This is a genomic window from Flavobacterium sp. NG2 (assembly GCF_034119845.1).
Lineage (GTDB): Bacteria > Bacteroidota > Bacteroidia > Flavobacteriales > Flavobacteriaceae > Flavobacterium.
Genome location: NZ_CP139420.1, coordinates 3,679,828 through 3,705,212, shown reverse-complemented (window position 1 = coordinate 3,705,212; position 25,385 = coordinate 3,679,828). Strand labels below are relative to the sequence as shown.

At 33.7% G+C, this 25,385-nt stretch carries 28 protein-coding genes and 3 tRNA genes; 15 read left to right on the top strand and 16 right to left on the bottom strand.

Annotation, left to right across the window (positions count from 1 at the left end; translation table 11 throughout):
- Positions 1 to 10 precede the first annotated feature (10 nt).
- The 7 genes from SLW70_RS14875 to rsfS all read right to left on the bottom strand — a co-directional run bounded on the left by SLW70_RS14875 (position 11) and on the right by rsfS (position 5,821).
- Entirely contained in the window at positions 11 to 790 is a 780-nt protein-coding gene (locus SLW70_RS14875; protein ID WP_320889417.1) for a superoxide dismutase, read from the bottom strand.
- A complete protein-coding gene (locus tag SLW70_RS14870; protein WP_320889416.1) occupies positions 777 to 1,070 on the bottom strand; it encodes an acyl-CoA-binding protein in 294 nt (97 codons plus the stop codon). The genes SLW70_RS14875 and SLW70_RS14870 overlap by 14 nt, the downstream gene beginning before the upstream one ends.
- The gene (locus tag SLW70_RS14865) at positions 1,070 to 1,723 is read right to left on the bottom strand and encodes a phosphatidylserine decarboxylase family protein (RefSeq protein WP_320889415.1); all 654 of its coding nucleotides are present in this window, start codon (positions 1,721 to 1,723) and stop codon (positions 1,070 to 1,072) included. The genes SLW70_RS14870 and SLW70_RS14865 overlap by 1 nt, the downstream gene beginning before the upstream one ends.
- Positions 1,713 to 2,558, bottom strand: a complete 846-nt coding sequence (locus SLW70_RS14860; RefSeq protein ID WP_320889414.1) for a phosphatidate cytidylyltransferase — start codon at positions 2,556 to 2,558, stop codon at positions 1,713 to 1,715. Before SLW70_RS14860 ends, SLW70_RS14865 begins: the two co-directional genes overlap by 11 nt.
- A gap of 1 nt (position 2,559) precedes the next feature.
- On the bottom strand, positions 2,560 to 3,159 hold the full coding sequence (locus SLW70_RS14855) for a lactate utilization protein B/C (RefSeq protein WP_320889413.1): 600 nt from the start codon (positions 3,157 to 3,159) through the stop codon (positions 2,560 to 2,562).
- A gap of 346 nt (positions 3,160 to 3,505) precedes the next feature.
- Entirely contained in the window at positions 3,506 to 5,434 is a 1,929-nt protein-coding gene (ftsH, locus tag SLW70_RS14850; RefSeq protein WP_320889411.1) for an ATP-dependent zinc metalloprotease FtsH, read from the bottom strand.
- Positions 5,435 to 5,449: 15 nt separating this feature from the next.
- Positions 5,450 to 5,821, bottom strand: coding sequence for a ribosome silencing factor (gene rsfS / locus SLW70_RS14845; protein WP_320889410.1), 372 nt, complete (start codon positions 5,819 to 5,821; stop codon positions 5,450 to 5,452).
- A gap of 98 nt (positions 5,822 to 5,919) precedes the next feature.
- Here rsfS and SLW70_RS14840 point away from each other — a divergent pair, with 98 nt between their 5' ends.
- Positions 5,920 to 6,651 carry a biotin--[acetyl-CoA-carboxylase] ligase gene (locus SLW70_RS14840; protein WP_320889408.1) on the top strand — a complete coding sequence of 244 codons (732 nt, stop codon included), beginning with the start codon at positions 5,920 to 5,922 and terminating at the stop codon, positions 6,649 to 6,651.
- Between the two features lie 69 nt (positions 6,652 to 6,720).
- On the opposite strand, the gene SLW70_RS14835 is transcribed toward SLW70_RS14840, so the two are convergent.
- Both SLW70_RS14835 and pyrE read right to left on the bottom strand, forming a co-directional pair.
- Entirely contained in the window at positions 6,721 to 7,113 is a 393-nt protein-coding gene (locus SLW70_RS14835; RefSeq protein WP_320889407.1) for an SRPBCC family protein, read from the bottom strand.
- A gap of 2 nt (positions 7,114 to 7,115) precedes the next feature.
- Positions 7,116 to 7,775: an orotate phosphoribosyltransferase gene (pyrE, locus tag SLW70_RS14830; RefSeq protein ID WP_320889406.1), complete on the bottom strand. Its 660-nt coding sequence runs from the start codon at positions 7,773 to 7,775 to the stop codon at positions 7,116 to 7,118.
- Between the two features lie 7 nt (positions 7,776 to 7,782).
- On the opposite strand from pyrE, the gene SLW70_RS14825 reads away from it, so the two are divergent.
- Together SLW70_RS14825 and katG are read left to right on the top strand one after the other, a co-directional pair.
- Positions 7,783 to 8,391, top strand: a complete 609-nt coding sequence (locus tag SLW70_RS14825) for an NUDIX hydrolase (protein WP_320889405.1) — start codon at positions 7,783 to 7,785, stop codon at positions 8,389 to 8,391.
- Between the two features lie 214 nt (positions 8,392 to 8,605).
- Positions 8,606 to 10,837: a catalase/peroxidase HPI gene (katG, locus tag SLW70_RS14820; RefSeq protein ID WP_320889403.1), complete on the top strand. Its 2,232-nt coding sequence runs from the start codon at positions 8,606 to 8,608 to the stop codon at positions 10,835 to 10,837.
- A gap of 74 nt (positions 10,838 to 10,911) precedes the next feature.
- On the opposite strand, the gene SLW70_RS14815 is transcribed toward katG, so the two are convergent.
- The 6 genes from SLW70_RS14815 to SLW70_RS14790 all read right to left on the bottom strand — a co-directional run bounded on the left by SLW70_RS14815 (position 10,912) and on the right by SLW70_RS14790 (position 17,262).
- A complete protein-coding gene (locus SLW70_RS14815; RefSeq protein ID WP_320889402.1) occupies positions 10,912 to 11,658 on the bottom strand; it encodes a hypothetical protein in 747 nt (248 codons plus the stop codon).
- Positions 11,659 to 11,787: 129 nt separating this feature from the next.
- Positions 11,788 to 12,699, bottom strand: coding sequence for an N-acetylmuramoyl-L-alanine amidase (locus tag SLW70_RS14810; RefSeq protein WP_320889401.1), 912 nt, complete (start codon positions 12,697 to 12,699; stop codon positions 11,788 to 11,790).
- A gap of 33 nt (positions 12,700 to 12,732) precedes the next feature.
- Positions 12,733 to 13,206, bottom strand: a complete 474-nt coding sequence (locus tag SLW70_RS14805; protein ID WP_320889399.1) for a hypothetical protein — start codon at positions 13,204 to 13,206, stop codon at positions 12,733 to 12,735.
- A gap of 41 nt (positions 13,207 to 13,247) precedes the next feature.
- Positions 13,248 to 14,561, bottom strand: coding sequence for a 30S ribosomal protein S12 methylthiotransferase RimO (gene rimO / locus SLW70_RS14800; RefSeq protein WP_320889398.1), 1,314 nt, complete (start codon positions 14,559 to 14,561; stop codon positions 13,248 to 13,250).
- 211 nt (positions 14,562 to 14,772) lie between these two features.
- Positions 14,773 to 16,308, bottom strand: coding sequence for an OmpP1/FadL family transporter (locus tag SLW70_RS14795; protein ID WP_320889396.1), 1,536 nt, complete (start codon positions 16,306 to 16,308; stop codon positions 14,773 to 14,775).
- 42 nt (positions 16,309 to 16,350) lie between these two features.
- Positions 16,351 to 17,262: a hypothetical protein gene (locus SLW70_RS14790; RefSeq protein WP_320889395.1), complete on the bottom strand. Its 912-nt coding sequence runs from the start codon at positions 17,260 to 17,262 to the stop codon at positions 16,351 to 16,353.
- A 142-nt stretch (positions 17,263 to 17,404) separates the two neighbouring features.
- On the opposite strand from SLW70_RS14790, the gene proS reads away from it, so the two are divergent.
- From proS to trxB, 12 genes are all read left to right on the top strand, one after another.
- Entirely contained in the window at positions 17,405 to 18,883 is a 1,479-nt protein-coding gene (proS, locus tag SLW70_RS14785; protein WP_320889394.1) for a proline--tRNA ligase, read from the top strand.
- Positions 18,884 to 18,960: 77 nt separating this feature from the next.
- Positions 18,961 to 19,032, top strand: a tRNA-Glu gene (locus tag SLW70_RS14780).
- A 49-nt stretch (positions 19,033 to 19,081) separates the two neighbouring features.
- Positions 19,082 to 19,153, top strand: a tRNA-Glu gene (locus SLW70_RS14775).
- A 47-nt stretch (positions 19,154 to 19,200) separates the two neighbouring features.
- A tRNA-Glu gene (locus SLW70_RS14770) sits at positions 19,201 to 19,272 on the top strand.
- A gap of 36 nt (positions 19,273 to 19,308) precedes the next feature.
- On the top strand, positions 19,309 to 19,560 hold the full coding sequence (gene rpsT / locus SLW70_RS14765; protein WP_320889392.1) for a 30S ribosomal protein S20: 252 nt from the start codon (positions 19,309 to 19,311) through the stop codon (positions 19,558 to 19,560).
- A gap of 163 nt (positions 19,561 to 19,723) precedes the next feature.
- Positions 19,724 to 20,086: a transposase gene (locus tag SLW70_RS14760; protein WP_320888229.1), complete on the top strand. Its 363-nt coding sequence runs from the start codon at positions 19,724 to 19,726 to the stop codon at positions 20,084 to 20,086.
- A gap of 13 nt (positions 20,087 to 20,099) precedes the next feature.
- Positions 20,100 to 21,053: a transposase gene (locus SLW70_RS14755; protein WP_320891742.1), complete on the top strand. Its 954-nt coding sequence runs from the start codon at positions 20,100 to 20,102 to the stop codon at positions 21,051 to 21,053.
- Between the two features lie 49 nt (positions 21,054 to 21,102).
- Positions 21,103 to 21,699 carry a heparin lyase I family protein gene (locus SLW70_RS14750; protein WP_320889391.1) on the top strand — a complete coding sequence of 199 codons (597 nt, stop codon included), beginning with the start codon at positions 21,103 to 21,105 and terminating at the stop codon, positions 21,697 to 21,699.
- Positions 21,700 to 21,739: 40 nt separating this feature from the next.
- Positions 21,740 to 22,075, top strand: a complete 336-nt coding sequence (locus tag SLW70_RS14745) for a hypothetical protein (protein ID WP_320889390.1) — start codon at positions 21,740 to 21,742, stop codon at positions 22,073 to 22,075.
- Between the two features lie 197 nt (positions 22,076 to 22,272).
- Positions 22,273 to 22,590, top strand: a complete 318-nt coding sequence (locus SLW70_RS14740; RefSeq protein WP_320889388.1) for a hypothetical protein — start codon at positions 22,273 to 22,275, stop codon at positions 22,588 to 22,590.
- Positions 22,591 to 22,680: 90 nt separating this feature from the next.
- A complete protein-coding gene (locus SLW70_RS14735; protein ID WP_320889387.1) occupies positions 22,681 to 23,163 on the top strand; it encodes a hypothetical protein in 483 nt (160 codons plus the stop codon).
- Between the two features lie 298 nt (positions 23,164 to 23,461).
- On the top strand, positions 23,462 to 24,406 hold the full coding sequence (trxB, locus tag SLW70_RS14730) for a thioredoxin-disulfide reductase (protein WP_320889385.1): 945 nt from the start codon (positions 23,462 to 23,464) through the stop codon (positions 24,404 to 24,406).
- Between the two features lie 74 nt (positions 24,407 to 24,480).
- On the opposite strand, the gene SLW70_RS14725 is transcribed toward trxB, so the two are convergent.
- Positions 24,481 to 25,314, bottom strand: coding sequence for a GIN domain-containing protein (locus SLW70_RS14725; RefSeq protein WP_320889384.1), 834 nt, complete (start codon positions 25,312 to 25,314; stop codon positions 24,481 to 24,483).
- Between the last annotated feature and the right edge of the window lie 71 nt (positions 25,315 to 25,385).

Below are 25,385 nucleotides of genomic sequence, written 5' to 3'. Positions count from 1 at the left end.
GAATTGGTGTTTAGTAGTATTTACGACGGGTTGCATTTTCGTATCCTTCATTTATTTTTTTCCAATTGAGGACATTGAAGAAAGATTCGATATAGCTTCTTCGGCGGTATTGGTAACCTAAATAATACGCATGTTCCCACAGGTCTAATCCAATAATTGGTGTTCCTTTAATAACAGCATTTCGCATTAATGGGTTATCTTGGTTTTGAGTGCTAGTAACTTGAAGTTTTCCGGCTTTGTCTACAACAAGCCATACCCAAGCCGAACCAAATTGTTTGGTCGCTTCAACAGTAAAAGCTCTTTTGAAGTTTTCGTATGATCCGAAATCTCTATTAATTACTGATGCAATAGTATCTTGAGGTGCTCCTCCGCCATCCGGTGACATGGATTTCCAATAGATATTGTGATTGTAAAAACCACCAGCATTGTTTCGTAATTCGGTGTTGTTAACATCTAATTGCGAAATGACTTCTTCAATCGATAAATTTTCTAAGCCAGTTCCAACAACTGCTTTGTTAAAATTGTTGGTATAGGTCAAATAATGTTTTGAGTAATGCGTTTCTAATGTTAGTGGAGAAACCGTTGGAGCCAAGGCGTCATAAGGGTATGCTAGTTTGTCCATTAAGAAAGAGCCAGGGTCGGCTCTAACATCTTCGGGCATTCCGATAGTGATTTTTTCCTGTGCAGTAGGTAAAGGTACTTCGACTACCTCAGTATATTTTTTTTTGTTACATGAAATTAATAAAAGAACTGAAAGTGTACTTACTATAAAAAAATTATTCGTTTTCATTGGAATTCGTATTTTCTAAAAGTGAGTTGATGATTTCGATATATCTTTCTTTGGCTTCGACAGCAGAAATATGGCTAATTTGCATCCAAGCATTTGTTTTAAATGCATCCCTTAGATGAAAAGTAGCATTGATTTGTTTGGTTTCTAAAGTGCCAAAAGTCGCTTGTTTATAATAGGCGTAAAGACGTAATTGTACATCTTGTGGTAAAGACGCTTGAGTCATTTCGGAAGCTTTTTTTAAAGCTTCTTGAAATTGAGTTTCTAGATCTTTTTTACTCATTATTCTTTAGTGGCGATAATTGTTTTTCCGCCAATAGCTTTTTGGTTTAATACCACATTGATTGGAGTGCCTAAAGGTAAAAATAAATCTACTCTTGAGCCAAATTTAATAAAACCAGCATCTGTTCCTTGAACCACTTGCATCCCTTCTTGTGCGTAGTTTACAATTCGGCGTGCCAATGCTCCAGCAATTTGACGGTATAAGATAGCACCAAAAGTTTTATTTTCGATAACGACAGTTGTTCTCTCATTTTCTTCACTCGCTTTAGGATGCCAAGCTACTAAAAATTTACCTGGATGGTATTTGCTAAATTTGATTAACCCACTCATAGCGTAACGCGTAACGTGTACATTTACAGGAGACATAAAGATAGAAACTTGTAAACGCTTGTCTTTGAAATATTCTCCTTCAAATACTTCTTCGATAACAACTACTTTTCCGTCAACAGGAGCTAAAATATGATTTTCATTAAGAACAGCTATCCTTTTTGGATTTCTAAAAAATTGTAATATGATAATCAAAATCAAAAAAGCACTGATTTGGATAAGCTTTTTCACCCATTCAATATCTACAAATTGATCAGATACTAATAGAACTACAGCGGTAAAAATAATACCTAATAAAATGGTCTTGGTTCCTTCTTTATGAAACATAATTTAAAATTTGATAAAACAAAAATACAATTGGTGCTACAAATATAACACTATCTAGTCGATCTAGTACGCCACCATGTCCTGGCATTATTTTTCCACTGTCTTTTACAGCAGCAATTCTTTTGAATTTAGATTCTATTAAATCGCCAATAGTACCAAAAACACCTACGATTAAAGCGATAACAATCCAAATGTATAGATTGGATTCGGCTATTTGAATATAATATTTTGCAATGATATAGCTAGCAATTACAGAGAAAACAACTCCGCCAAGAAAACCTTCTACCGTTTTTTTAGGGGATATTCTTTCAAATAACTTTGTTTTGCCTATGGATTTACCCACGATATAAGCGAAGGAATCATTAGTCCAAATCAAAATGAATATGCTAATTAATATTTTAGGGTTGTATCCTGCTTTTCCAAAAGGAATTTTAGTGATAATAATAAACGGTAGAATGATGTATCCTAGTAAATAGACATACTTAGAGAACGAATCTATTTTTATGGTTTTATTATCAAAAAGAAAATGAATGCATTTGATTGAAACAACCAAAGTAGCAGCAAGCACTGCAAGATCAAAATTCTTGTTAAACTTCAATAATAGTAAAAAGCCCTCTGTAGCAAAAGTGATTAAGTAAAAAAAGATATAGCCTAAAGCAGCTATTATAAAAGGAACTATTTTGTTTATGCTGACTAAGGAACAAAATTCAACTGTTGCCACTAGTAAGAATGCACCAAAAAGAATGAAAAAACTTTCGGTTGAATATAAGATACAAGCTATTAATAAAATTACATAGACTGCTCCTGATAAAGATCTCTTAAGGGTTTCATTCATTTTAAAGATCTTCTAAAAGCAACAAATAAAGGTTCTTTGCGGAACTTCCGTATTGAGTAAAATCTTCTTCTTTTGCTTTTTCGAAATATTTTATTGCCGTGATATTAGTAGGGTAATCTCTTTCGTACTTTCTTTTTATAGCACTTAAACCATCTGTTTTGAAAGCAAGAATTTGACTTGTCTTCGCAAAAACAATGATATTAACGGGTAGTTCATTTGGTTTATGTTGCTTGATTTGCTTTGATGAAAATAAAACAGAACCTTCATCAGCAATTAAATTTTCACAACCAGCGAATAGAAATTTAGGTTGGGTTACTTTGGTGTAAGTAAGTTTGTTTTCGTCTAATAAGTCAAATAAAGTTGGTTCGTAGCAAATAACTTCGCTTTCATACCAATCGTTTTCTTCAAGGATATTTTCAAATTGTTCCTTGACTTCTTCAAGGTTTTCACAATACAGGAATTTACCTCCATTTCTTTTAAAATTAAAGATAAATTGTTCATCGATAGACATGTTTTCAGGTAAAGAGTTGTTGTTGTCTTTATCATTGTCTTCCTCTGAAGCGGCACTACTAGAACCAAAAAGTTTGCTGAAAATGCTCATATTATGAAAAGGGACTTTATTTGTTAGATGAAATAACGCTCAAAGATAAAAAAATCTTAATTCAAAAGCGTTTTTTTGAATTAAGATTTTAAATTTTTATTAAAATTACATTATTGCAATTTAGGATTATATAAAGAAATAAAAGGAATAAGCGATTGTATTTCTAGCTAAAAGATACTATTCGGAAATCGTATAGTTATCAATGGTTATATAATATTTTTAATTAATTGAATTAAGAAAAATGGTTAAGTTGATTATAAAAAAAAAAAACAGTAGTAAGCCAGAGACTACTACTGTTAGGTATTTATTCAATTATTTTTGATAATCGAAATGCATTTTATGGTGATTAGGATACTACTTCACCAAGATTTTTATCAAAAGTTCTTTTTCCAAAGATGTTTTCCAAATCATCTTTAAAAATAACTTCCTTCTCAATTAAGATTTCTGCTAATTGATTTAATTTGTCTTTATTTTCATTTAAAATTTTAATAGCTCTTTGGTATTGACTTTCAATTAGCTCTGAGATTTCATTGTCAATAATTTTAGCTGTTTCATCAGAATATGGCTTAGAGAAACTGTATTCACTTTGACCTGTTGAATCATAATAGGTAACGTTCCCAATTTTGTCGTTCAAACCATAGATTGTAACCATTGCACGTGCTTGTTTGGTTACTTTTTCTAAGTCACTCAATGCGCCAGTTGAAATTCGGTCAAAAATAACTTTTTCAGCTGCTCTACCTCCCATGGTAGCACACATTTCATCAAGCATTTGGTCAGGACGTACAATTTGACGTTCTTCTGGTAAGTACCAAGCTGCTCCTAAACTTTGTCCTCTAGGTACAATTGTTACCTTGATAAGCGGTGCTGCATGTTCTAGCATCCAACTTACCGTTGCGTGTCCAGCTTCGTGAATTGCTATTGCCTTTTTCTCCTCAGGAGTTACAATTTTGTTTTTCTTTTCTAAACCACCTACGATTCTATCTACGGCATCTAAAAAGTCTTGTTTGTCTACAGCAGTTTTGTTGTAACGTGCTGCAATTAATGCTGCTTCATTACATACGTTTGCGATGTCGGCTCCAGAAAAACCTGGTGTTTGTTTGGCTAGGAAGTCCAAATCAAGACCTTCTACTTTCTTTAGTGGTGCTAAGTGTACTTTGAAGATTTCAGCGCGTTCGCGAATATCTGGTAAGTCCACAAAAATTTGTCTGTCAAAACGTCCAGCACGCATCAAAGCTTTATCAAGTACGTCGGCTCTGTTAGTAGCTGCTAATACAATTACATTAGTATTGCTGCCAAAACCATCCATTTCAGTCAATAATTGATTTAGCGTGTTTTCGCGCTCGTCATTACCGCCTGACATATTGTTTTTTCCTCTAGCTCTACCTACAGCATCTATCTCATCAATAAAGATGATAGATGGTGATTTTTCTTTTGCTTGTTTAAAAAGGTCACGTACACGTGAGGCACCTACTCCTACAAACATTTCAACAAAATCAGAACCTGATAATGAGAAAAATGGAACTTGAGCTTCTCCTGCAACCGCTTTTGCTAGTAAGGTTTTACCAGTACCAGGAGGTCCTACCAGTAGGGCTCCTTTTGGGATTTTACCACCTAGATTGGTGTATTTGTCTGGGTTTTTAAGGAATTCTACAATTTCTTGGATTTCCTCTTTGGCACCTTCTAAGCCAGCAACATCTTTAAAAGTAGTTTTAACATCGTTTTTCTCGTCGAAAAGTTTTGCTTTTGATTTTCCAATGTTAAAGATTTGCCCACCACCTCCGGCACCGCCACCAGACATTTTACGCATGATAAACAACCATACGCCAATGATGATGATGATAGGAAGTAGACTAATTAAAATGTCAGACCAATTGCTTTTGGCTAAAAAGTTAAAATCTTTTAGTTTTCCTTCTTCAACTGCTTTTTCTAGTTTAGTTTGAAAAAGTTGATCATTTCCAATTTCAAAAGTATATTGAGGACCTTTGGTGTTTGGTCTGTCAAAAATATCTTTTGCTACTTTTTTATGCTCTGGTTGCTTTAAAGCATCAGCTTTTAAAAACACTTCTGCTTCAGACTTGTTGTAGACTATCACTTTTTCAATTTGTCCTTTTTCTAAAAAGACATTGAATTTAGAAGATGTCAGTTGTGCTGGTTCTTGCATGTTAGAACCACCTGTTACGAAGCTAATAAATAAAAAAATAAGTAAAATAGCAGTGTAAACTAACCAAGGACTTATTTTGAATTTATTTGGATTTGGGGTGTTATTTTTCGCCATTCTATTTATTATTCTTTAGTATTTGTTTTCTATAGTAGTGATTTTGGCATCCCCCCATAGACTTTCAATATTGTAATATTCTCTAATATGTTTTTGGAAAACGTGCACTACAATGTTAACATAATCCATCAATACCCATTCAGCATTATCTGTACCTTCAACATGCCAAGGCTTGTCTTTTAATTCTTTTGAAACTGTTTTTTGGATTGAATTAACTATGGCGTTAACCTGTGTATTTGAATTTCCATTGCAAATAATAAAATAATCACAAACTGAAGTGTCTATTTCTCTTAAATCAAGAATATCAATATCATTACCTTTTACTTCTTCGATTCCTTTAATGATGTTAGCTAAAAGATCATCATTATTTATTGTTTTTTTTGCCATGAATTATTTTGTATGTATAAGTTTGCAAAGTTATCATTTTTTGTCGTTAATTTTGAACCTTAACACAATATTAAATTCTGTTTGTCAAATTATAACGAATGAAACTAATCAAACTCAATGCCATAGATTCAACAAATGACTTTCTGAAAGCGTTGTCGTCTAAGCAAGAACTAGAGAATTTCACTGTAGTTTCTACTGAAATTCAAACGAAAGGAAAAGGACAAATGGGTGCTGTTTGGGTTTCTGAAGCGGGTAAGAATCTAATAATGAGTCTATTTGTGAAGGATTTATCGTTAGGTGTTGATGGGGTTTTTAATTTAAATGTTACTGTGGCTATTTCCGTAATTCAGGTTTTGGAAGCTTTTAAAATCCCTAATTTAAGTATCAAATGGCCAAACGACATTATGTCATATCAATATAAAATTGGGGGTGTTTTAATTGAAAATAATATAAAAAGTGATGGACGTGTTAATTCAATTGTAGGTTTAGGATTAAATGTTAACCAGATTAATTTCGAAAATTTACCTAAGGCTTCATCTTTGGCGGTGATTTGTAAATCTGAATTTGATAAAGAAAAAATTCTACTAGCTATTATTGAAAAGATAAGAGATAATATTTATTTGAAGAATCAGGATTTGGATGCTATTTGGAGTACTTATACGGATTTACTTTTTAAAAAAAATATTCCGATGGCTTTTAGAGATAATGGGACCAATAAAAATTTCATGGGTATAATTCAAGGAATTTCTTTACAAGGAAAACTTCAGGTTTTGTTGGAAGATGATACCATAATAGAATATGGCATTAAAGAAGTTCAAATGTTATATTAAATGAAAAATCCCTTTTAATACATGAGATTAAAAGGGGGTTTTTTATAGGGAATAGTTATACAGCTTCTTTTATAGTTTGCCCATATTACTAGCTAAAGTTTCAATGAATTTACTAATTGGTCCTTTGACCATCATTACCATCATAGCATTAAATTGTCCTTCAAAATCTAATTTCACAGTACTAGATGAATCTGAGACACTTTCAATATTGGCAATCAATGTAAAAGGAAGTTTGTCAGTAGCTGCGCCTAGTGTAATTTTGTTTGGCGCTATTTTTTCTTTCATTTTTAAATGAATTTCAGGCATTCCTTTTAATCCAAAAATGAAAGAATCATCACCGATAACTTCAAATTTTGCAATGTTTTCAGGCATTAGCTTTTCGAAGTTTTTTACATCAGACAACGAATCAAATAATTCTTGAGCTGATTTTTCGACAGTTACTTTCGGGCTTTCTAAATTCATTGTTATTTATTTTCGATGGTTGCTACATTCCAAGTTGATGGTGTAACACTCCATTCTCTTAAAGTTGATTCCTCTTTTTCAGTAACATAACTTTTGGCAACGGCAAGATTTAACAAGTTTTGGTAGTTGCTCAACGTAAATAAGTCGATGTTGGCATTTTTAAAGTTTTGCTCTGCCACATCAAATCCATAGGTAAAGATAGCTGCCATTCCTTTAATATTTGCTCCAGCTGCGCGTAAAGCTTCAACTGCCATCAAACTACTGTTTCCAGTACTTATCAAATCTTCTACAACAACAACGTTTTGTCCTTTTTGTAAAAAACCTTCTACTTGGTTCTGGCGACCGTGTTTTTTTGGCTCTGGGCGAACATATACAAAGGGAAGTCCCATACTTTCGGCAACAAGAATACCTATTCCTATCGCTCCAGTAGCAACTCCAGCAATGACATCTGGCTTACCAAATTGTTTTTCTATGTTTTTAGAAAATTCATCTCTGACATAATTTCTTATGGCTGGAAATGACAAAATTAATCTATTATCGCAATAAATAGGCGATTTCCATCCTGAAGCCCATGTAAAAGGATTTCCTGGATTCAATTTAATTGCATTTATTTGTAAAAGCAATTCGGCTGTTTTTTCGGCTGTATCTTTATTAAAAATCATAGTACAAATGTATAAAGTTTTTGTGAACGACAAACCACTTTTTTTGACAAATAAAATATCAAAAGAAACCGATTTTCAATTATTTCTTCTAGAAAGCATTGATATCAAGCAACTTATTGTGAAAATTTTTCAAAATAAAATTCAAAAAGCCTATCTCTATCACCCTGATGAACGAGAAATTTTAAAGACTTTAAAGACAAAAATCCCTGTAAATAAAGCGGGTGGAGGCTTGGTTTATAATAAAAATGGAGAAGTTCTTTTTATTTTTAGAAATGGTAAATGGGATTTGCCTAAAGGAGGTACCGAAAAAGGGGAAGATATTGAGCAAACCGCTATGCGTGAGGTAGAAGAGGAAACAGGAGTTAATCAATTGCGAGTGACTAATAAGCTTCAAAAGACCTATCATGTTTTTAAACGTAATGGCGTTTATAAGCTTAAGATTACACATTGGTTCGAAATGCAATCTGATTTTGAAGGCATTCCTCAAGGTCAATTAGAAGAAGGAATCGAAAAAGTGGCCTGGTTTGGTCCAGAAGAGATTCCTGAGGTGTTAAAGAATTCTTACGAGAATATTAAATTATTGTTTGAAGAAGAAAAAGATTTAAAAACGAATTAACTTTTTCTTGTTTGAGTTTAAGTAGAGACTAATTGCTTTTAGAGGAATTAGTCTCTATTTTTTTGTAGTATATATATTGCTTTAAAAAATATTTTAATAAAATTATAGAAAACGATATGATTAAGAATAGTTTTTATCTATCGTTGTGGTTATTTTGATAATAAAAATTTTGTAAATTAGCTATCATCATTTTTTAATTTAAATAACTGCTAAAATGGAAAATAATAATCAAGGCAATTCGGCTAGTACAAATAATGGAAGTAAATGTCCTTTCTCTGGAGGTGAATTAAAAAAAACGGCTGGTTCAGGTACAACAAACAATGACTGGTGGCCTAATCAATTAAAATTAAACATTCTTCGCCAGCATTCTTCGTTATCTAATCCAATGGGTAAATCTTTTAATTATGCGGAGGAATTTAAAAGCCTCGATTATCAGGCTTTAAAAAAAGATATATTTGATTTAATGACAGATTCACAAGATTGGTGGCCAGCAGATTATGGGCATTATGGACCATTTTTTATAAGAATGGCTTGGCATAGTGCGGGTACATATCGTATAGCCGATGGTCGCGGAGGAGCAGGTTCAGGTAGTCAGCGTTTTGCACCACTGAATAGTTGGCCTGATAATGTGAATCTAGATAAAGCCCGATTATTGCTTTGGCCAATAAAAAAGAAATATGGAAAGAAAATTTCTTGGGCTGATTTGATGATTCTTACAGGTAATTGCGCTCTTGAATCTATGGGATTGAAAACTTTTGGTTTTGGAGGAGGTCGTGAGGATATTTGGGAACCAGAAGAAGATGTCTATTGGGGAGCAGAGTCAAAATGGTTAGATGATAAGCGATATACAGGAGATCGTGAGTTGGAGAATCCCCTTGCTGCCGTACAGATGGGACTTATTTATGTTAATCCTGAAGGGCCTAACGGGAATCCGGACCCATTAGCTGCGGCTCGTGATATCCGAGAAACTTTTGGGCGAATGGCCATGGATGACGAAGAGACTGTAGCTTTAATTGCTGGAGGTCATACTTTCGGAAAAACCCATGGAGCCGCTAATCCAGAGCAATATGTAGGAAGGGAGCCTGCGGCTGCAGGAATTGAAGAGCAAGGATTAGGATGGAAAAATAGTTTTGGTACTGGTAGTGGCGAACATACTATTAGTAGTGGTCTAGAAGGAGCTTGGACAACCACGCCTGCTAAATGGAGTAATAATTATTTTGAAAACCTTTTTGGTTATGAATGGGAATTAACCAAAAGTCCAGCTGGCGCACACCAATGGAAACCAAAAGGTGAAGCAGGGGCAGGTACAGTACCTGATGCTCATAATCCGTCCATAAAACATGCTCCTTTTATGCTTACAACTGACTTAGCATTGAGGGAAGATCCTCTTTATGAGCCTATTTCAAGACGTTTTTACGAAAATCCAGATGCTTTTGCGGATGCTTTTGCACGTGCATGGTTTAAGCTTACTCATCGTGACATGGGACCAATAGAACGTTATCTAGGACCTGAGGTTCCAAAAGAAGAACTTATCTGGCAAGACCCTGTGCCAAAAGTTAATTATAAAACTATTGATGCTAATGATATAGTTGCACTTAAAGTAAAAATATCAGAATCAGGTTTGTCAGTGTCCGAATTAGTAACAACAGCATGGGCTTCTGCATCTACTTTTCGTGGTTCGGATAAACGTGGAGGAGCTAATGGTGCCAGAATTCGTTTGATGCCACAAAAAGGTTGGGAAGTCAATAATCCCTCAAAGTTGTCTAAAGTTTTAGAAGTATTAGATGGAATTAAATCTACCTTTAACAATGACCAAAAAAGTGGTAAACAAGTTTCATTAGCTGATATGATAGTGCTTGGTGGATGTGTAGGTATAGAGAAAGCTGCCAAAAATGCGGGTCATAAGGTGACTGTTCCTTTTTCTGCAGGAAGAGCTGATGCAACCCAAGAACAAACAGATGTAGCTTCATTTGCTATTTTAGAACCAATTGCTGATGGTTTTAGAAATTATATGAAGTCAAAATATACTATTTCTGCTGAAGAGTTATTGGTCGATAAAGCACAATTAATGACTTTGACTGCGCCTGAATTGACTGTGTTAATTGGGGGAATGCGTGTGTTAAATACAAATTTTGATGAGTCTAAACATGGTGTTTTTACTAGAAATCCAGAAACATTAACCAATGATTTCTTTGTGAATTTACTTGATATGAATACCACTTGGAAAGCAAGTCCAGATTCTAAAGATGTTTTTGAGGGACGTGATCGTAAATCAGGTGAATTAAAATGGACAGGAACGAGAGTAGATCTTATTTTTGGTTCTAATTCGGAACTAAGAGCCCTTGCTGAAGTGTATGCATGTGAAGGTTCTAAAGGGCAGTTTATTAATGATTTTGTAGCAACTTGGAATAAAGTGATGAATCTTGATCGTATTGATTTAGTTTAATTGAAGTTTTTTGTAAAATGAATGAGGTAATTTGGCAACAAATTACCTCTTCTTTTTTTAATTTGGTTTTAGTTTTAAAACCTGTTTGGAGGGGTGTTTTTATGTGTTTCTAAATAGTAATCAAGTATTTTGTTTATTCCATGATTAAATCGATCATGGCAATTACCAATATTACCATCGTATTTTAATTTTTTGGGAACAGCTAGAAAGTAGATCCCTTTACCTTTGGCCATTCTGTCTAGTTTTGTTAAGGCCTTTGGTGATAATTGCTTGTATAAGCTGTCCAGTACGAGGCATTGTTCATTTTGCCCGTATTCAATGTCCCAGTTTTTAGCTTTTTCACCAATGAGAATTTCTTGAGAAAAATATACTTTGCGTAATAAAGGGAAAGAGAATTCAAAAACTGTTGTTGAGCCCTCATGTGCAAACTTTATAACTTCTGGATTCCTAACGATTAAACATCGAACTAGCCCAATTTCCAATTTTGAAAGTTGACTAGAAGCTATTGCAGCAATTCCTGCCCAATGGATTTCGTGTCCTTGTTTTAGTCTTTCGGAGTCAAACCAATAGTAGAAATCTCTGATTTGCCTGATGGTTCTGTACTTTTGATTCCCGTTTTCAATACTTAGGTTAAAAAGATTAGCTTGTTGCCAAAGGTTATTTTGTTTTTTACGGTCTTTTTTTAACCAACAACCTTCTTGAAGTGAGGTTAGTCCTGTTTCTTTTTGGTACGATTTAATATTTCGCCATTCTTGAGAATAATTTATACTTGAAAAACAGACAAGAATTATCACGGCTATATTTCGAATATTGAATTCCATTTTCTCAATCAAATTAGTTGTTAATTGAATGGTACTTTTGTTTGAAAGTTAACAATAATTGAGTAAATATATAGCTGTAGTAAAAAATAAAAAGGATTGTCTTCTTCAGAGTAGTTTTTAAAGAATTAGTTACAAGCTTTTTTTGTAAATATTATAAATAGTATTGATGGTCTTTTCGTTTAAGACACTGTCAACTTCAGTTTGGTTATAATGAAGTTTAAAAGCAGTAATTGTAGCCTTTAAGTTTTTAATATCATACCCTATGACACGTAAAGCTAGCGCAGGGTCAAAATTAGTTGGAGCAGGTTCCAGTGTGTCATCTGGCCATAATCCAAAGCCATTTTCGGCTAATGTTTTCCAAGGAAATAAAGCGCTAGGGTCTTTTTTTCGAGTTGGAGCGATATCAGCATGTCCAATGATGTTTTCTGTAGGAATGTCGTATTCTTTTTTAAGTCTACTTAATAATGCCATTAAGCTAGTAATCTGAGCTTCAGAAAAAGGTTCTCTTCCGTTATTGTCTAATTCGATTCCAATTGAACAGGAATTCATGTCTTTTACTTTTCCCCATGAACCAGCTCCTGCATGCCAAGAACGCAAATAATCATTTAGCATTTGAACCACTCTACCGTCGTCACCTATAACGTAATGAGCACTAACCTGAGTTCTTGTAAGTGTAAAGGTCTTTATCGTTTGTTCAATAGAATCTTGCGCTGTATGGTGTAATATGATGAAATTAGGTTTTCTTAAATTGAAATTTACAGTACCTATCCATTCCGTTTTTTTACCGTTATATAATGGTTTGCTTCCTATTTTAGTGATTGAGTCACTAAAACGGTATAAAACCTTAGAATAGGAAGTGTCAATTGTTATGATTGTTTTGGTAACAGCAGGTAAAGGTTCTGGTTCCTGAACAGAAATTTGTTCTTTTAGTGTTTTTAATTTTTTGGTATAGATTTTTTCAGTTACTACATGTTTATGTGGTTTACTAGCACAAGAGATAATAAGTAACAGCGTAAATAACGAAAATAAATAATGTTTCATTTTTTTTAATTCTTAGAAAGCTGAAGATTGGGGTTATTTATTTCGTTTAGATTTTTTTGAACCCTTTGGGTTTTGTGCTTCTTCCATCATTTTTTTGTACAAATCCCTTTGGTCAGGATTTAGATACTCATTTATTTTTCTTGTGGTAGTTTCAGACAAGGCATTGATTTCTTTTAACTTTTGTTCTTGACCTACCTTTTCATCTTTGATAATCATTCCTTGCTCTCTAATGCTTTCTTTCATGACATTACCAATTGCAATTTCTTGTAAAGCATCTAGTTTGAGTTCAGGTTTCAATTTCTTCATGATTTCTCCAACAGTCACTTCAACAGGAATTTCTTTTGGTTTCTCTGGTTCACTATTTCTCAAGTCAGAGTCTAATCGTTGTCTTCCATAGCTGCTTCCATAGCCATTTCCGTAGCCGTTACCATATCCGTATTGAGCAGAAACAGTTGTAAATGTTAGTAATAAAATGAGAGTGGTTACTATAGATTTAAGATTTTTCATAAACGTTTTTTTATGTGAATTGAAAAATAATGTTTTTATAATTATGCAGGTTCTCCGTATAAATCAAATTCAGTCGCTTCGGTAATCTTAATCATGGCAAAATCACCTGTTTTTAAGTAATGTAATGAAGCGTCAATCAAAACTTCGTTGTCAACATCTGGGCTATCAAATTCTGTACGACCTACAAAGTGTTGTCCTTCTTTACGGTCAATAATGCATTTGAAAACTTGACCTACTTTTTCTTGGTTCAAATCCCAAGAAATTTGCGACTGTAATTCCATGATTTCATTAGCACGAGCTTGTTTTACATCGTCTGGTACATCGTCTTCTAGCAAATATGCGTGAGTGTTTTCTTCATGAGAATAAGCGAAACAACCCATACGGTCAAATTTCATTTCTTGAACAAAATCTTTCAAGGTTTCAAAATCTTCCTGGGTTTCTCCAGGATAACCCACGATTAAAGTGGTACGAATCGCCATTCCTGGAACAGCAGCTCTAAAATCTTTTAGTAACTGAGTTGTTTTGGCTTGAGTTGTTCCACGACGCATTGATTTCAAAATAGAATCTGAAATATGTTGTAATGGAATATCAATGTAATTACAAATCTTAGGCTCACGTTTCATTAGTTCCAAAACATCCATCGGGAAACCAGTAGGGAAAGCATAATGCAAACGAATCCATTCAATTCCTTCAACAGCTGCCAAAGCTTCTAAAAGTTCTGCTAGATTTCGTTTTTTATAAATATCAAGTCCGTAATAAGTTAAGTCTTGTGCAATCAAAATCAATTCTTTTACACCATCACGAGCCAAACCTTCAGCTTCTTTAACCAGTTTTTCAATAGGTTGCGAAACGTGTTTTCCTCTCATAATTGGAATAGCACAAAAACTACAAGGTCTATCACAACCTTCGGCAATTTTTAAATAGGCGTAATTTTTAGGTGTTGTAGTTAAACGTTCTCCTAATAATTCATGCTTATAATCAGCTCCTAAAGCTTTTAATAATTGAGGCAATTCGGTAGTCCCAAAAAACTGATCCACATTAGGAATCTCTTTTTCTAAATCAGGACGGTAACGTTCAGATAAACATCCTGTTACGAAGACCTTGTCAACCAATCCTTTTTCTTTCTTATCGGCATATTCTAAAATCATGTTTACTGATTCCGCTTTAGCGTTGTCAATAAACCCGCAAGTGTTGATTACAATGATATTTCCTTCCGTTTCGGCAGGCGCTTCATGTTCCACTTCTTTGCCATTCGCTCGAAGCTGTCCCATCAGGACTTCACTATCATATATATTTTTCGAACACCCTAGAGTGATTACGTTGATTTTATTCTTTTTTAAAGACTTGGTTCTCATAGATTTGTAAATTGGAGTGCAAAATTACGTTTTTTTATCCAATCCCCATTATTTTAAGTAGGTTTTAGAATGTTTTTTGGAGCTATTTCCAGCTGTTCGCTCTATCTTGTGGCGGCATAAATGCCCGCCGCCACAAGGATGCCGCTTCCATCTGGGCTAAAAAAATCCGTCCCAAATTCATGAAACGGATTCTAATGGAATAATTATTTTGTTATAATTCGAATAATAAAGATAGTGAAACCGAATTGGTTGTAGTGTTTATCCTAGCGCCATCAGTAAATCCTTGAGTAAAAAATCCTTGTTGAGAATTTCTTTTTGAGTTAGCATAAGATAAATCTAATTTAGTAGAACCAAAATTATATCCAATACCAGCCGAATAACCATTCAAATCACCTATAATTCTATTGTTTTTGTATGGACTTTGTTCGTAGCGGTATCCTGCCCTTAAACTCAATGCTTGGATTTTGTATTCACCACCAATTCTTAATTCAGAACTGTTTTGTAGTGTAGTAGTAATCTCAGCATTCACATATGGGTCTCTGCTGTCTCGTTCTCTTGAGAATTCGGCGGTACTATAGTCTTTGATGCTGTAATCTAAACTTAGTAATCCTTTTTTGCCAAATACGTAGGCCAAACTTCCTGTGAATTTTCCAGGTGTTTTTAATTGGTAGGTGTCATATACTATGAAGTAGTTCGAATCTGGGTTAATGATTTCTGTATTAGGAGTTGATTTGTCATTGATTGTGGAAATCAAATTTTGTCTAACTTCATCGTTTAAATTGTACCAAGTAGGAGATTCATAAGCTATACCTAGTCGTAATTCTTTTGTAGCTTTGATAATTGTTCCTAGTTGAAAAGAAAAACCTGAACCATAGGTGTAGATTTCATTTTCAAATGAGGTGTCAATTAGATCGATATCATTGCTGTTTGCTCCATTGTTATTGGTTTCGAGAAAAAGAGTGTTTTGTCTAAAGTCTGTAAAGTGAGTATTTAAATTTAGTCCAAGATATATTCTGTCTTCGTAGGCTGCAGATGCATTAAAGGATAGTTTACCGTTATAGCCTGTTGAGGTTATGGTGTTTTTGTGGTAATAATTGCCTCCTGCTGGTACATTTGAGGTGTAAACAGAGTTGTTGTCGTCGTTTTCATCAACAGCGTTAATAAGAAATCCTTTGTATCCCAACCAGGCTTGTTGGTCAATGTAATTTAATTGGTGATAGTTATTGTCTAAAATTACTCCCAGGGGAATGCCTACTTGGTTTTTACTCGGATTTGCATTGGCAAAACTTAAAAAATAATCTCCCACTGAGTTGGTAGGATTGGTTCCAAATGCAATAACCGAATTGTCGAAATTATTTGTGTTTTCGTAATTGATTCCTAAGGCAAATTTATTCCAACCAGTGGTCCTTCTTATGTCTTTAAATACAAAAACAGCTCCTGCCTGATTTAAATCAAAATCATTAATTTTTTCGGATGCTTTGCTTCTGAAATAATCAGAATCATTTTTAGTACTAAAATTGCTTAAAGTAAATCCCATTTGGTTGTTTGAAAAAACTGAAGAACCAGCAGGGTTTACATTCAACGAGGATAAATCTCCTCCTAATGCACCAAAAGCACCACTCATAGCTTTAAAACGGGCGGTTCCGTTAAGGTTGTCTTGCGAGTATCGGACAGCATCTCTTACATCTTGTGCTTGTAAGGCATTGAATGTAAGTCCTGCTACTAATATGATTAAGTATCTTTTCATAATTTCTTTGGGTAAAGTTTTATTTATGTCAACAATATTATTTTATCGCCCTCTTCTACCGCTACTAGAGCCTCCAGAATTTCCTCCTCCATAACTTCCTCCATTTGAATAGCTAGAGCTAGGTCTAGAGTAGGAGTCGTTATTGCTAGGGCTGTAAGAGCGGCTTGGTGTGCTGCTTTCTCTGCTGTAAGTGTTGGGTGTGTAAGAACGTGTAGGTGTGGTTCTTTCGGTTCTTGTATTGTTTGAAGAATCATACGAGCGTGATGTATTGCTACTACTTCTTGAAAATACAGGGGCAGTATTAGAATTACTGAAGTCAGAACTACGTCTGCTTCTACTGTCATATTGTGAGTTTCTGGAATAAGTACTGTTGCTATAGTTTCTGGAGCCAGTAGAGTAGTTGTCTCTGCTATTGTAGCTGCTAGAACGTACTCTGTTGTAAGAGCTGTAATATGGATAGTTATATCCATAACCGCCCCATCCGTAATATGGAGAATTCCAACCAAATCCGTAGTATGGAGAATTCCATCCGAAATAGCCGTAAGAATAAGGGTAACCCCATCCAAAATTTGAATATCCCCATCCGAAATTAGAAAAACCCCATCCATAATAAGGATAGCCAAATCCAAGACCTAATCCCCATCCCCAATTGTTGTTTGAGTAAATGTTGATGTTTGATTTTGTATAATTGTTTCCCCAATCAGCATAATGATTATCGGGGTTTTGGTTTTCATCATAATTATTGTAGCTGTCTACATCTGTAAAGATTTCATTAGATGAGTCATTTTGCAATGATCTAAAATAATCTGTATATGCATTGTTTTGGCTGGGTCTTTGGGCTACTTCAGTTCGTTGTATGTTTGAATCGCCATATATACCGTCGTTATCGTAATAGGAGCTGTTTTGATAAGAACCACAAGATGATAACAAGATACTACTTATGCTAAATAGCATATATAGTGACGTTTTTTTTAGTGAAAAATTATAAGTTTTCATATCTGTATGGTTTTTTATTGTTGCACAATACAAAAATAGTTAGTTTTGCCAAACTATTTAGTTAAAATAATAAAACAAAATTTGTGCCAAACTATTCAATATGAGTAAGAACCTTACCACACGATCAGAAGATTATTCAAAATGGTATAACGAGCTGGTTGTAAAAGCCGATTTAGCAGAAAATTCAGGCGTTAGAGGCTGTATGGTTATCAAGCCTTATGGTTATGCGATTTGGGAAAAAATGCAAGCTGAGTTAGATCGTATGTTCAAAGAAACAGGACATCAAAATGCTTATTTTCCTCTATTTGTTCCTAAAAGTATGTTTGAGGCTGAGGAAAAAAACGCAGAAGGATTTGCAAAAGAATGTGCTGTAGTTACGCACTATAGGCTAAAAAATGATCCAGATAGACCAGGAAAGTTAATGGTTGATCCTAATGCAAAATTAGAAGAAGAGCTAATTGTTCGTCCTACTAGTGAAGCTATTATTTGGTCAACATATAAAGGATGGGTACAATCGTATAGAGATTTACCATTGTTAATTAATCAATGGGCTAATGTAGTTCGTTGGGAAATGCGTACACGTTTGTTTTTAAGAACAGCAGAGTTTTTATGGCAAGAAGGACATACAGCTCATGCTACTCGTCAGGAGGCTATAGAAGAGTCTGAAAAGATGATGAATGTATATGCTGATTTTGTTCAAAATTTTATGGCTATTCCAGTAGTGAAAGGTTTGAAAACCGAATCAGAACGATTTGCAGGTGCTGAGGAAACCTATTGTATTGAAGCCTTGATGCAAGATGGAAAAGCTTTACAAGCAGGTACGTCTCACTTCTTGGGGCAAAACTTTGCAGAAGCATTTGATGTGAAATTTGCTAATGCCGAAGGAAAGCAAGAATATGTTTGGGGAACTTCTTGGGGAGTGTCAACACGTTTGATGGGGGCTTTGGTAATGACGCACTCAGATGATCAAGGATTGGTGTTGCCTCCAAATTTGGCTCCAATACAAGTTGTAATTGTTCCTATATATAAGACAGATGAACAATTGGCGGCAATTACTGCGGCTGCGACTGATGTGATGGCTAAGTTGAGAAAACTTGGTGTTACTGTTAAGTTTGATGATAGGACTACTCAAAAACCAGGCTTTAAGTTTGCTGAATGGGAATTAAAAGGTGTTCCTGTGCGAATTGCTATTGGGCCAAAAGATTTAGAAAACGGGACTTTTGAGGTGGCGAGGCGTGATACGCTTACAAAAGAAGTAAAATCTAGTGAGGGAATAGAAAATTATATAAATGATCTTTTAGAGCAGATTCAAATGGATCTATTTAATAAAGCATTGGATTATCGAAATACGCATATTACTGAAGTGAATGATTTTGAAGAATTTAAGTCTGTTTTGGATGGTAAAGGAGGCTTTGTTTCGGCTCATTGGGACGGTACTTCTGAGACCGAAGAGAAGATAAAAGATTTGACAAAAGCGACTATTAGATGTATTCCTTTGGATAGTAAAGAAGAGGCGGGAAGCTGCGTGTTTACTGGAAAACCGTCAAGTAGAAGAGCGCTTTTTGCAAAAGCATATTAATTTTTTTAATTTTTTTTACTTGTGCTATTGTACGTTTAAAAAATAGGTGTATCTTTGCAACCGCAATAGAGAAGCAAGGCCCGTTCGTCTATCGGTTAGGACGCATGGTTTTCATCCATGTAAGAGCGGTTCGATTCCGCTACGGGCTACTATTTTTTAATTGCGTTTAAAGTTTTCCTTAACTAAAAAGGATAATATGGCCCGTTCGTCTATCGGTTAGGACGCATGGTTTTCATCCATGTAAGAGCGGTTCGATTCCGCTACGGGCTACAAATAAAATCTAATTTTTTAGATTATTAACTAACTTAGAAGAAAATGGTCCGTTCGTCTAGGGGTTAGGACGCCAAGATTTCGTCTTGGTAACAGGGGTTCGATTCCCTTACGGACTACAATAAAAATAGTAAAAAAGATAAAATCACAATAAAATGGCAAATCATAAGTCAGCATTAAAAAGAATTAGAAGTAACGAAAAGAAAAGAGTGTTAAACAGATACCAACACAAAACTACTCGTAATGCTATTAAAGCGTTAAGAATAGCTACTGATAAATCTGATGCTAGTTCTAAATTGTCAAGCGTTATTTCTATGATTGATAAATTGGCTAAGAAAAACATCATTCATGATAACAAAGCCTCAAACTTAAAATCTAAGTTAACTAAATTTGTTGCAAAATTGTAATAATTTTATTTAGTGAATATATTAAAGCTCCTTTTTAAGGAGCTTTTTTTTTGTTTTAAACTTTTTGGAATAAGTTCAAAACGGATCAAGGATATTAAGGATCAAGTCAAAAAGTTGTGGGGAAATATTAAATTTCGATATTTGTGTTTTAAATTAAATGCAAATGAAAGATTCCTTAGTTGAACTTCTCAAGTTATTGTTGCCAGAAATTATCGTTGATTATTTTGAACTTACTTCTTATGAAAAAGGTGAAGAAATTCTTCATTTATACTTAAAAGAGATTAATTCGATTCCAAAAGAATACCGTCAAAACAAATTAAGTTCAAAAGGTTTTTTTGATGAGATAACTGTTCAAGATTTTCCAATACGTGGACATCAAGTGTACCTACACATTACTCGTAGAAGATGGCTTAACGAAGATACTGGACAAGTTGTATTTAGAGATTGGAATTTAGTAGCAGACGGAACTCGGGTAACACAGGAGTTTGCGTCTTTTTTAAAAGAAATCAATAGATTCAAAGCCTAATGATTGTAATGCTATCGCCTCTTTCTATGGTGTCAAAGGCAAAAACCTACTATATCAATACAAGGATTTCTTAAGTGATTTTAAAATCTGGAATCAAAAAGCACATGCGAAACAATGGCTTATTTTTCCTGAAAACATTGGAAAACGGTTATCTATTGATGAAACCTCTCTTTCTAATGGCGAGCTTTACACCGTTTTAACAAACAAAGCTGCTAACGGTAGAAAAGGCACTATAGTAGCGATGGTTGCTGGAACAAAAGCAGAAACAGTAATTGCAATTATTGAAAAAATCCCTCTTAAACAACGAAACCTAGTTAATGAAATAACATTGGACATGGCTGGTAATATGGGATTAATTGCTAAAAAATGTTTTCCTAAAGCAATACAAGTGACCGACCGCTTTCATGTTCAAAAACTTGCCACTGAAGCTTTGCAAGAGATCAGAATTAAACACCGATGGAAAGCTATAGACCAAGAAAACGAAGCAATGGAACAAGCTAAAAGCAGCAAAACGAAGTATGAACCAAAAATATTAACCAACGGCGATACCCTCAAACAACTACTAGCTAGGAGTCGTTATTTTTTATACAAAAACAAATCAAAATGGTCTCAGAACCAAAAAGAACGTGCGGACTTATTATTCAATTTATATCCCGATATTCATAAAGCATACAATCTAACACAAGACTTACGCAATATCTTTGAAAACACAACTGATAAAATAATTGCTTTTACTAGACTGGCCAAATGGCATGAAAAAGTAAATCAATCAGGATTTAAGTCTTTCAACACAATATCTCGAACCATAACCAATCATTATCAAAACATATTAAACTATTTTGACAACAGAAGTACTAATGCTTCGGCAGAATCCTTCAATGCCAAAATAAAAGCTTTTAGGTCGCAGTTTAGAGGAGTTAGAAACATTGAGTTTTTCCTTTTTAGGCTAACTAATATTTATGCTTAATTTTTGTCGCTCCACAGGTTTTAGGATTGATCCAGTGTATGACAAAGATTTGAGGAAACATGTGTTTGAGTTTATTGTTCATACTGCAGTTGATAATGATAGATGTGAAAATTTTGATAGGCAAAGAGTAGAAATTAAAACCTATGGGCCATCACCTGAAAATTTAAAAGGCAAACTAGGAGAAATCGTTACATATAGTTGGAAGTTTAAAATCCCTAAAGGTTTCCAGCCTTCTACCTCCTTCACACATTTACATCAAATTAAAGCAGTTGGAGGATCAGACGGTATGCCTATTTTTACTCTTTCAGCAAAAAAGGGTAAAGTTGATAAGTTAAATTTAGTTCATGATAATGTCACAATCCTTCAAAGCACACCGTTAAGTGATTTCATAGATACCTGGGTTGAAGTCAAAGAAATAATTGAAGTAGGGAGTAATGGAAGTTATTCTATGAAAATTTCAAGGATAAGTGATGGGGAAGAATTATTGTCATATAGTACAGATAAGTTGATGACCATTAGAGCGGATAATGAATTTATAAGACCCAAATGGGGTATTTATAGAAGTTTGAAAAACAGCTCGGATTTAAGAGACGAGTCTGTTCGATTTGCAGATTTTATTATAGAAGAAACAACAAGAAAGAATTAAATAATGAGTTTTTAATAATTATAAAAGAAAAAAGAACACTATGAAAAAAACACTTTTATTATTCGTATTTGCTATGATGGTTTCATTTTCAGCATTAGCTCAATCTAAAAATCCTGAAAAATCGGCGAAATGGGCTACGGATAAAATGACAGAACTTCTAGGATTAAAAGAAGGAGATTCAAAAAAAGTATATGATATTCAATTAGAAAAAACAATAAAATTAAATGAAGCTTTAAAAAAATATGAGAATGACGAGGATGGTTTGAAAATGGCTAAAAAGCCTATTTATGCAGATGCAAATAGTAAACTTCAAGAGATAATTGGAAAAGAAGGTTTGAATAAATGGAAGACTTACCTTCAGGGGCAGAAAGAGTAATAATAGTTGAGATAGTTTTGGTTAATTAGTTTTTTAAAAAGTCACAATTTTTCAGATTGTGGCTTTTTTTTGTTTTTGCTAGAATATGTTATACATGGTGTGAATTTTACAATTTATAAGGATGAAAATGTAACGCTTTTAAACTGAGATTGTAGCAACTTTACATAATGAAATTAAGTAACTAAAATAAAATAATTATGAAAAAGGTATCTCTTTATTTAATGATGATGGTGTTGTCATTAAGTTTCGTTCCGTCAACAATATTTGCTTCTGAAAAAAATCCATCAGCTATAACAGCAGAAGGTAAAGAAGTTCCTGCTGAGGTTAAAGTAATGTTGACACGTTTAGAAGAAATAAAAGCAATCGATAAGTCTACTTTAAGTCGTTCAGAAAAAAGAGAATTACGTAAAGAGGTTCGTTCGATAAATACGGAGTTAAGAACAACAAATAACGGAGTGTATTTATCTGTGGGAGCTATTATTATCATTATCTTATTGTTGATATTGATTTTATAAAATCAACTATTCATACATATTGGTACGGTTATAGTATGTAGCAAAATATTACATAAAGTGAGTACATAAAATAATCTAAAAAAGAAGAAAATGAAAACTGTTAAATTATTTATCGTTGGTATATTGATGCTGTTTGCATCAAATACGATTCAATCCCAAGTTTCTGTAAATGTTAATATTGGAAATCCACCACCATGGGGACCTGTGGGATATGCGTCTGTAAATTATTATTATTTGCCAGATATTCAAGTATATTATGATGTTCCAGCCTCACAGTTTATTTATTTAAATGGAGGTGTTTGGGTGAGATCTAGACATTTACCTGCACATTGTAGAAATTACAATCTATATAATGGTTACAAAGTTGTTTTGACTGACTATCGTGGTGCTAGACCCTATGCTTATTTTAATAAACATAAAGTAAAATATTACAAAGGGTATAAAGGTAGTCCTCAAAAAACAATTGGTCATTATAAAGCTAATAATGGAAAGTCAAAAGGATATGTTATTAAAGGCAATCAAGGCAATCAAGGCAATCAAGGCAATCAAGGCAAAAAAGGAGGAAAAAAATAAAGAATGAGTCTGATTAGCATTGTTTAAAAAAAAACGAGTTCTTATGAGCTCGTTTTTTTTTAGGTGATTATAGATAAATAGATTAGGTTATTGTTAATATTATAAAGGATTTTTTATTTTTCAGAAGAGATGTATTTTATTTGTTTTATAAGTTGTTGATAATCAACGACGGTTTTGGTTGATTGAATAAAGAATGTATTTTTTTATTATTGTATAATAAAAACTAATTGTTATGGTTCTTTAATCTATTAATTATAACTTATTTTTGTACCGTTTTTAAAAATAAATCACAATTATTATGTCTGATACAATCGAAAAAATAAAATGTCTTATTATTGGTTCTGGACCAGCAGGTTATACTGCGGCTATTTACGCAGCTAGAGCTAATATGAATCCAGTTTTGTACCAAGGAATGCAACCAGGTGGGCAATTGACAACTACAAATGAAGTTGAAAATTTTCCAGGCTATGTTGATGGAGTAACGGGTCCGGAAATGATGATTCAATTGCAAAAGCAAGCTGAACGTTTTGGAGCTGATATTCGTGACGGATGGGCTACTAAAGTTGATTTTTCAGGAGATATTCATAAAGTATGGATTAATGATACAATCGAGTTACATTGTGAAACGGTAATCATTTCGACAGGTGCATCTGCTAAATATTTAGGATTGCCTTCTGAGCAACATTACTTAAAAATGGGTGGTGGAGTTTCTGCTTGTGCTGTGTGTGATGGGTTCTTCTATAGAAATCAAGAAGTAGTAATTGTTGGAGCAGGAGATTCAGCTTGTGAAGAAGCACATTACTTATCTAAATTATGTAAAAAAGTAACGATGTTAGTTCGTAGTGATAAATTTAGAGCTTCTAAAATCATGGAAGAACGTGTGCATAAAACTGAAAATATAACCATCTTAATGAATCATGATACGGTTGAAGTATTAGGTGATGAGCAAGTGGTAACAGGTGTGAGAGCCAGAAATAAAACTACAGGAGAGGTTTTTGATATTGAAGCTACTGGTTTCTTTGTGGCAATTGGACACAAACCTAATACGGATATTTTCAAAGACTATATTACCCTTGATGAAACAGGGTATATTATAAATACTCCAGGTTCTTCTAAGACTAATGTTCCAGGTGTATTTGTATCTGGTGATGCTGCAGACCATGTATACCGTCAAGCGATTACAGCTGCGGGAACAGGTTGTATGGCTGCTTTAGATGCAGAACGTTATTTGGCTGCAAAATAAGATTAATGATAATAAAATAAAAGAGTCCCAATTTCATTGAAGTTGGGACTCTTTTTGTGTTTTACTTGTATGTTTTATTTCAATTTTTTCAAAAGCTTAGCTTCGTCTGAAAAATTTTGTATTTCAATTTTTGCAGCACCCACGAGTTGGATTTCTGATTTCCCATTGGCACTAATTGTTATTTCTTTTTCCACATTTACAACACCATTCGAATAACTTTCAGCGGTTAAATCAAGTTTTTTTATAGTAAATTTATTTCCAGTAAACTGAGCGTTATTGTCCAGTCTAATGGTTGAATTTGTAGTGTTTCCTTCAATTCTTGCTTCTGATTTCTGATACATATCACAACTAAAATCCTCAACTTTAATCAATGCTTTTAAAGATGCATTTTGACTTAAAACAATTTTTCCTTTTTCCGATTTAAGATTAAGTTCTGTTTTTGATTTGTCATTGGATTCAAAATTGAATTCTTGACTGTTCACGTTCAAAAATAATTTAGAATCATTGTAGGATTTGATATTAATAGTATTCAATTGAAGTTCTTGAATGGCATTTACAGTCGATTCGTTTTTGGCTAGTATCGAGGTCAAACTTGTGGTATAAGTTACATGAATGATCAATTTTTTAAAACGATAAGCTTCTTTAGACGTGTTCAAATATAAAGTACTGTCTTTAACAGTATTTATAATTATATCATGCAAATTATCATCGGCTTCAATTTTCATTCTTGGAGTTTCTCCTCTTTCAAGGTAAAGCTCGATATTGTCACCTACCTCGATTGATTTGAAGTTGCTGATTTCCATAAATTTAGTGGTTACTGTTTTTGAACCTTTTATTTTTTCTTTTTTCTGTGCTAATGTTACTGATGAGCATAAAATTAGTAGAAGTATTGCGGTGTATTTTTTCATTTGAGAATCATTTGAGTGTTTATACAAATATAAAAAAATCATCCACTTTCGATGGATGATTTTAATAATAA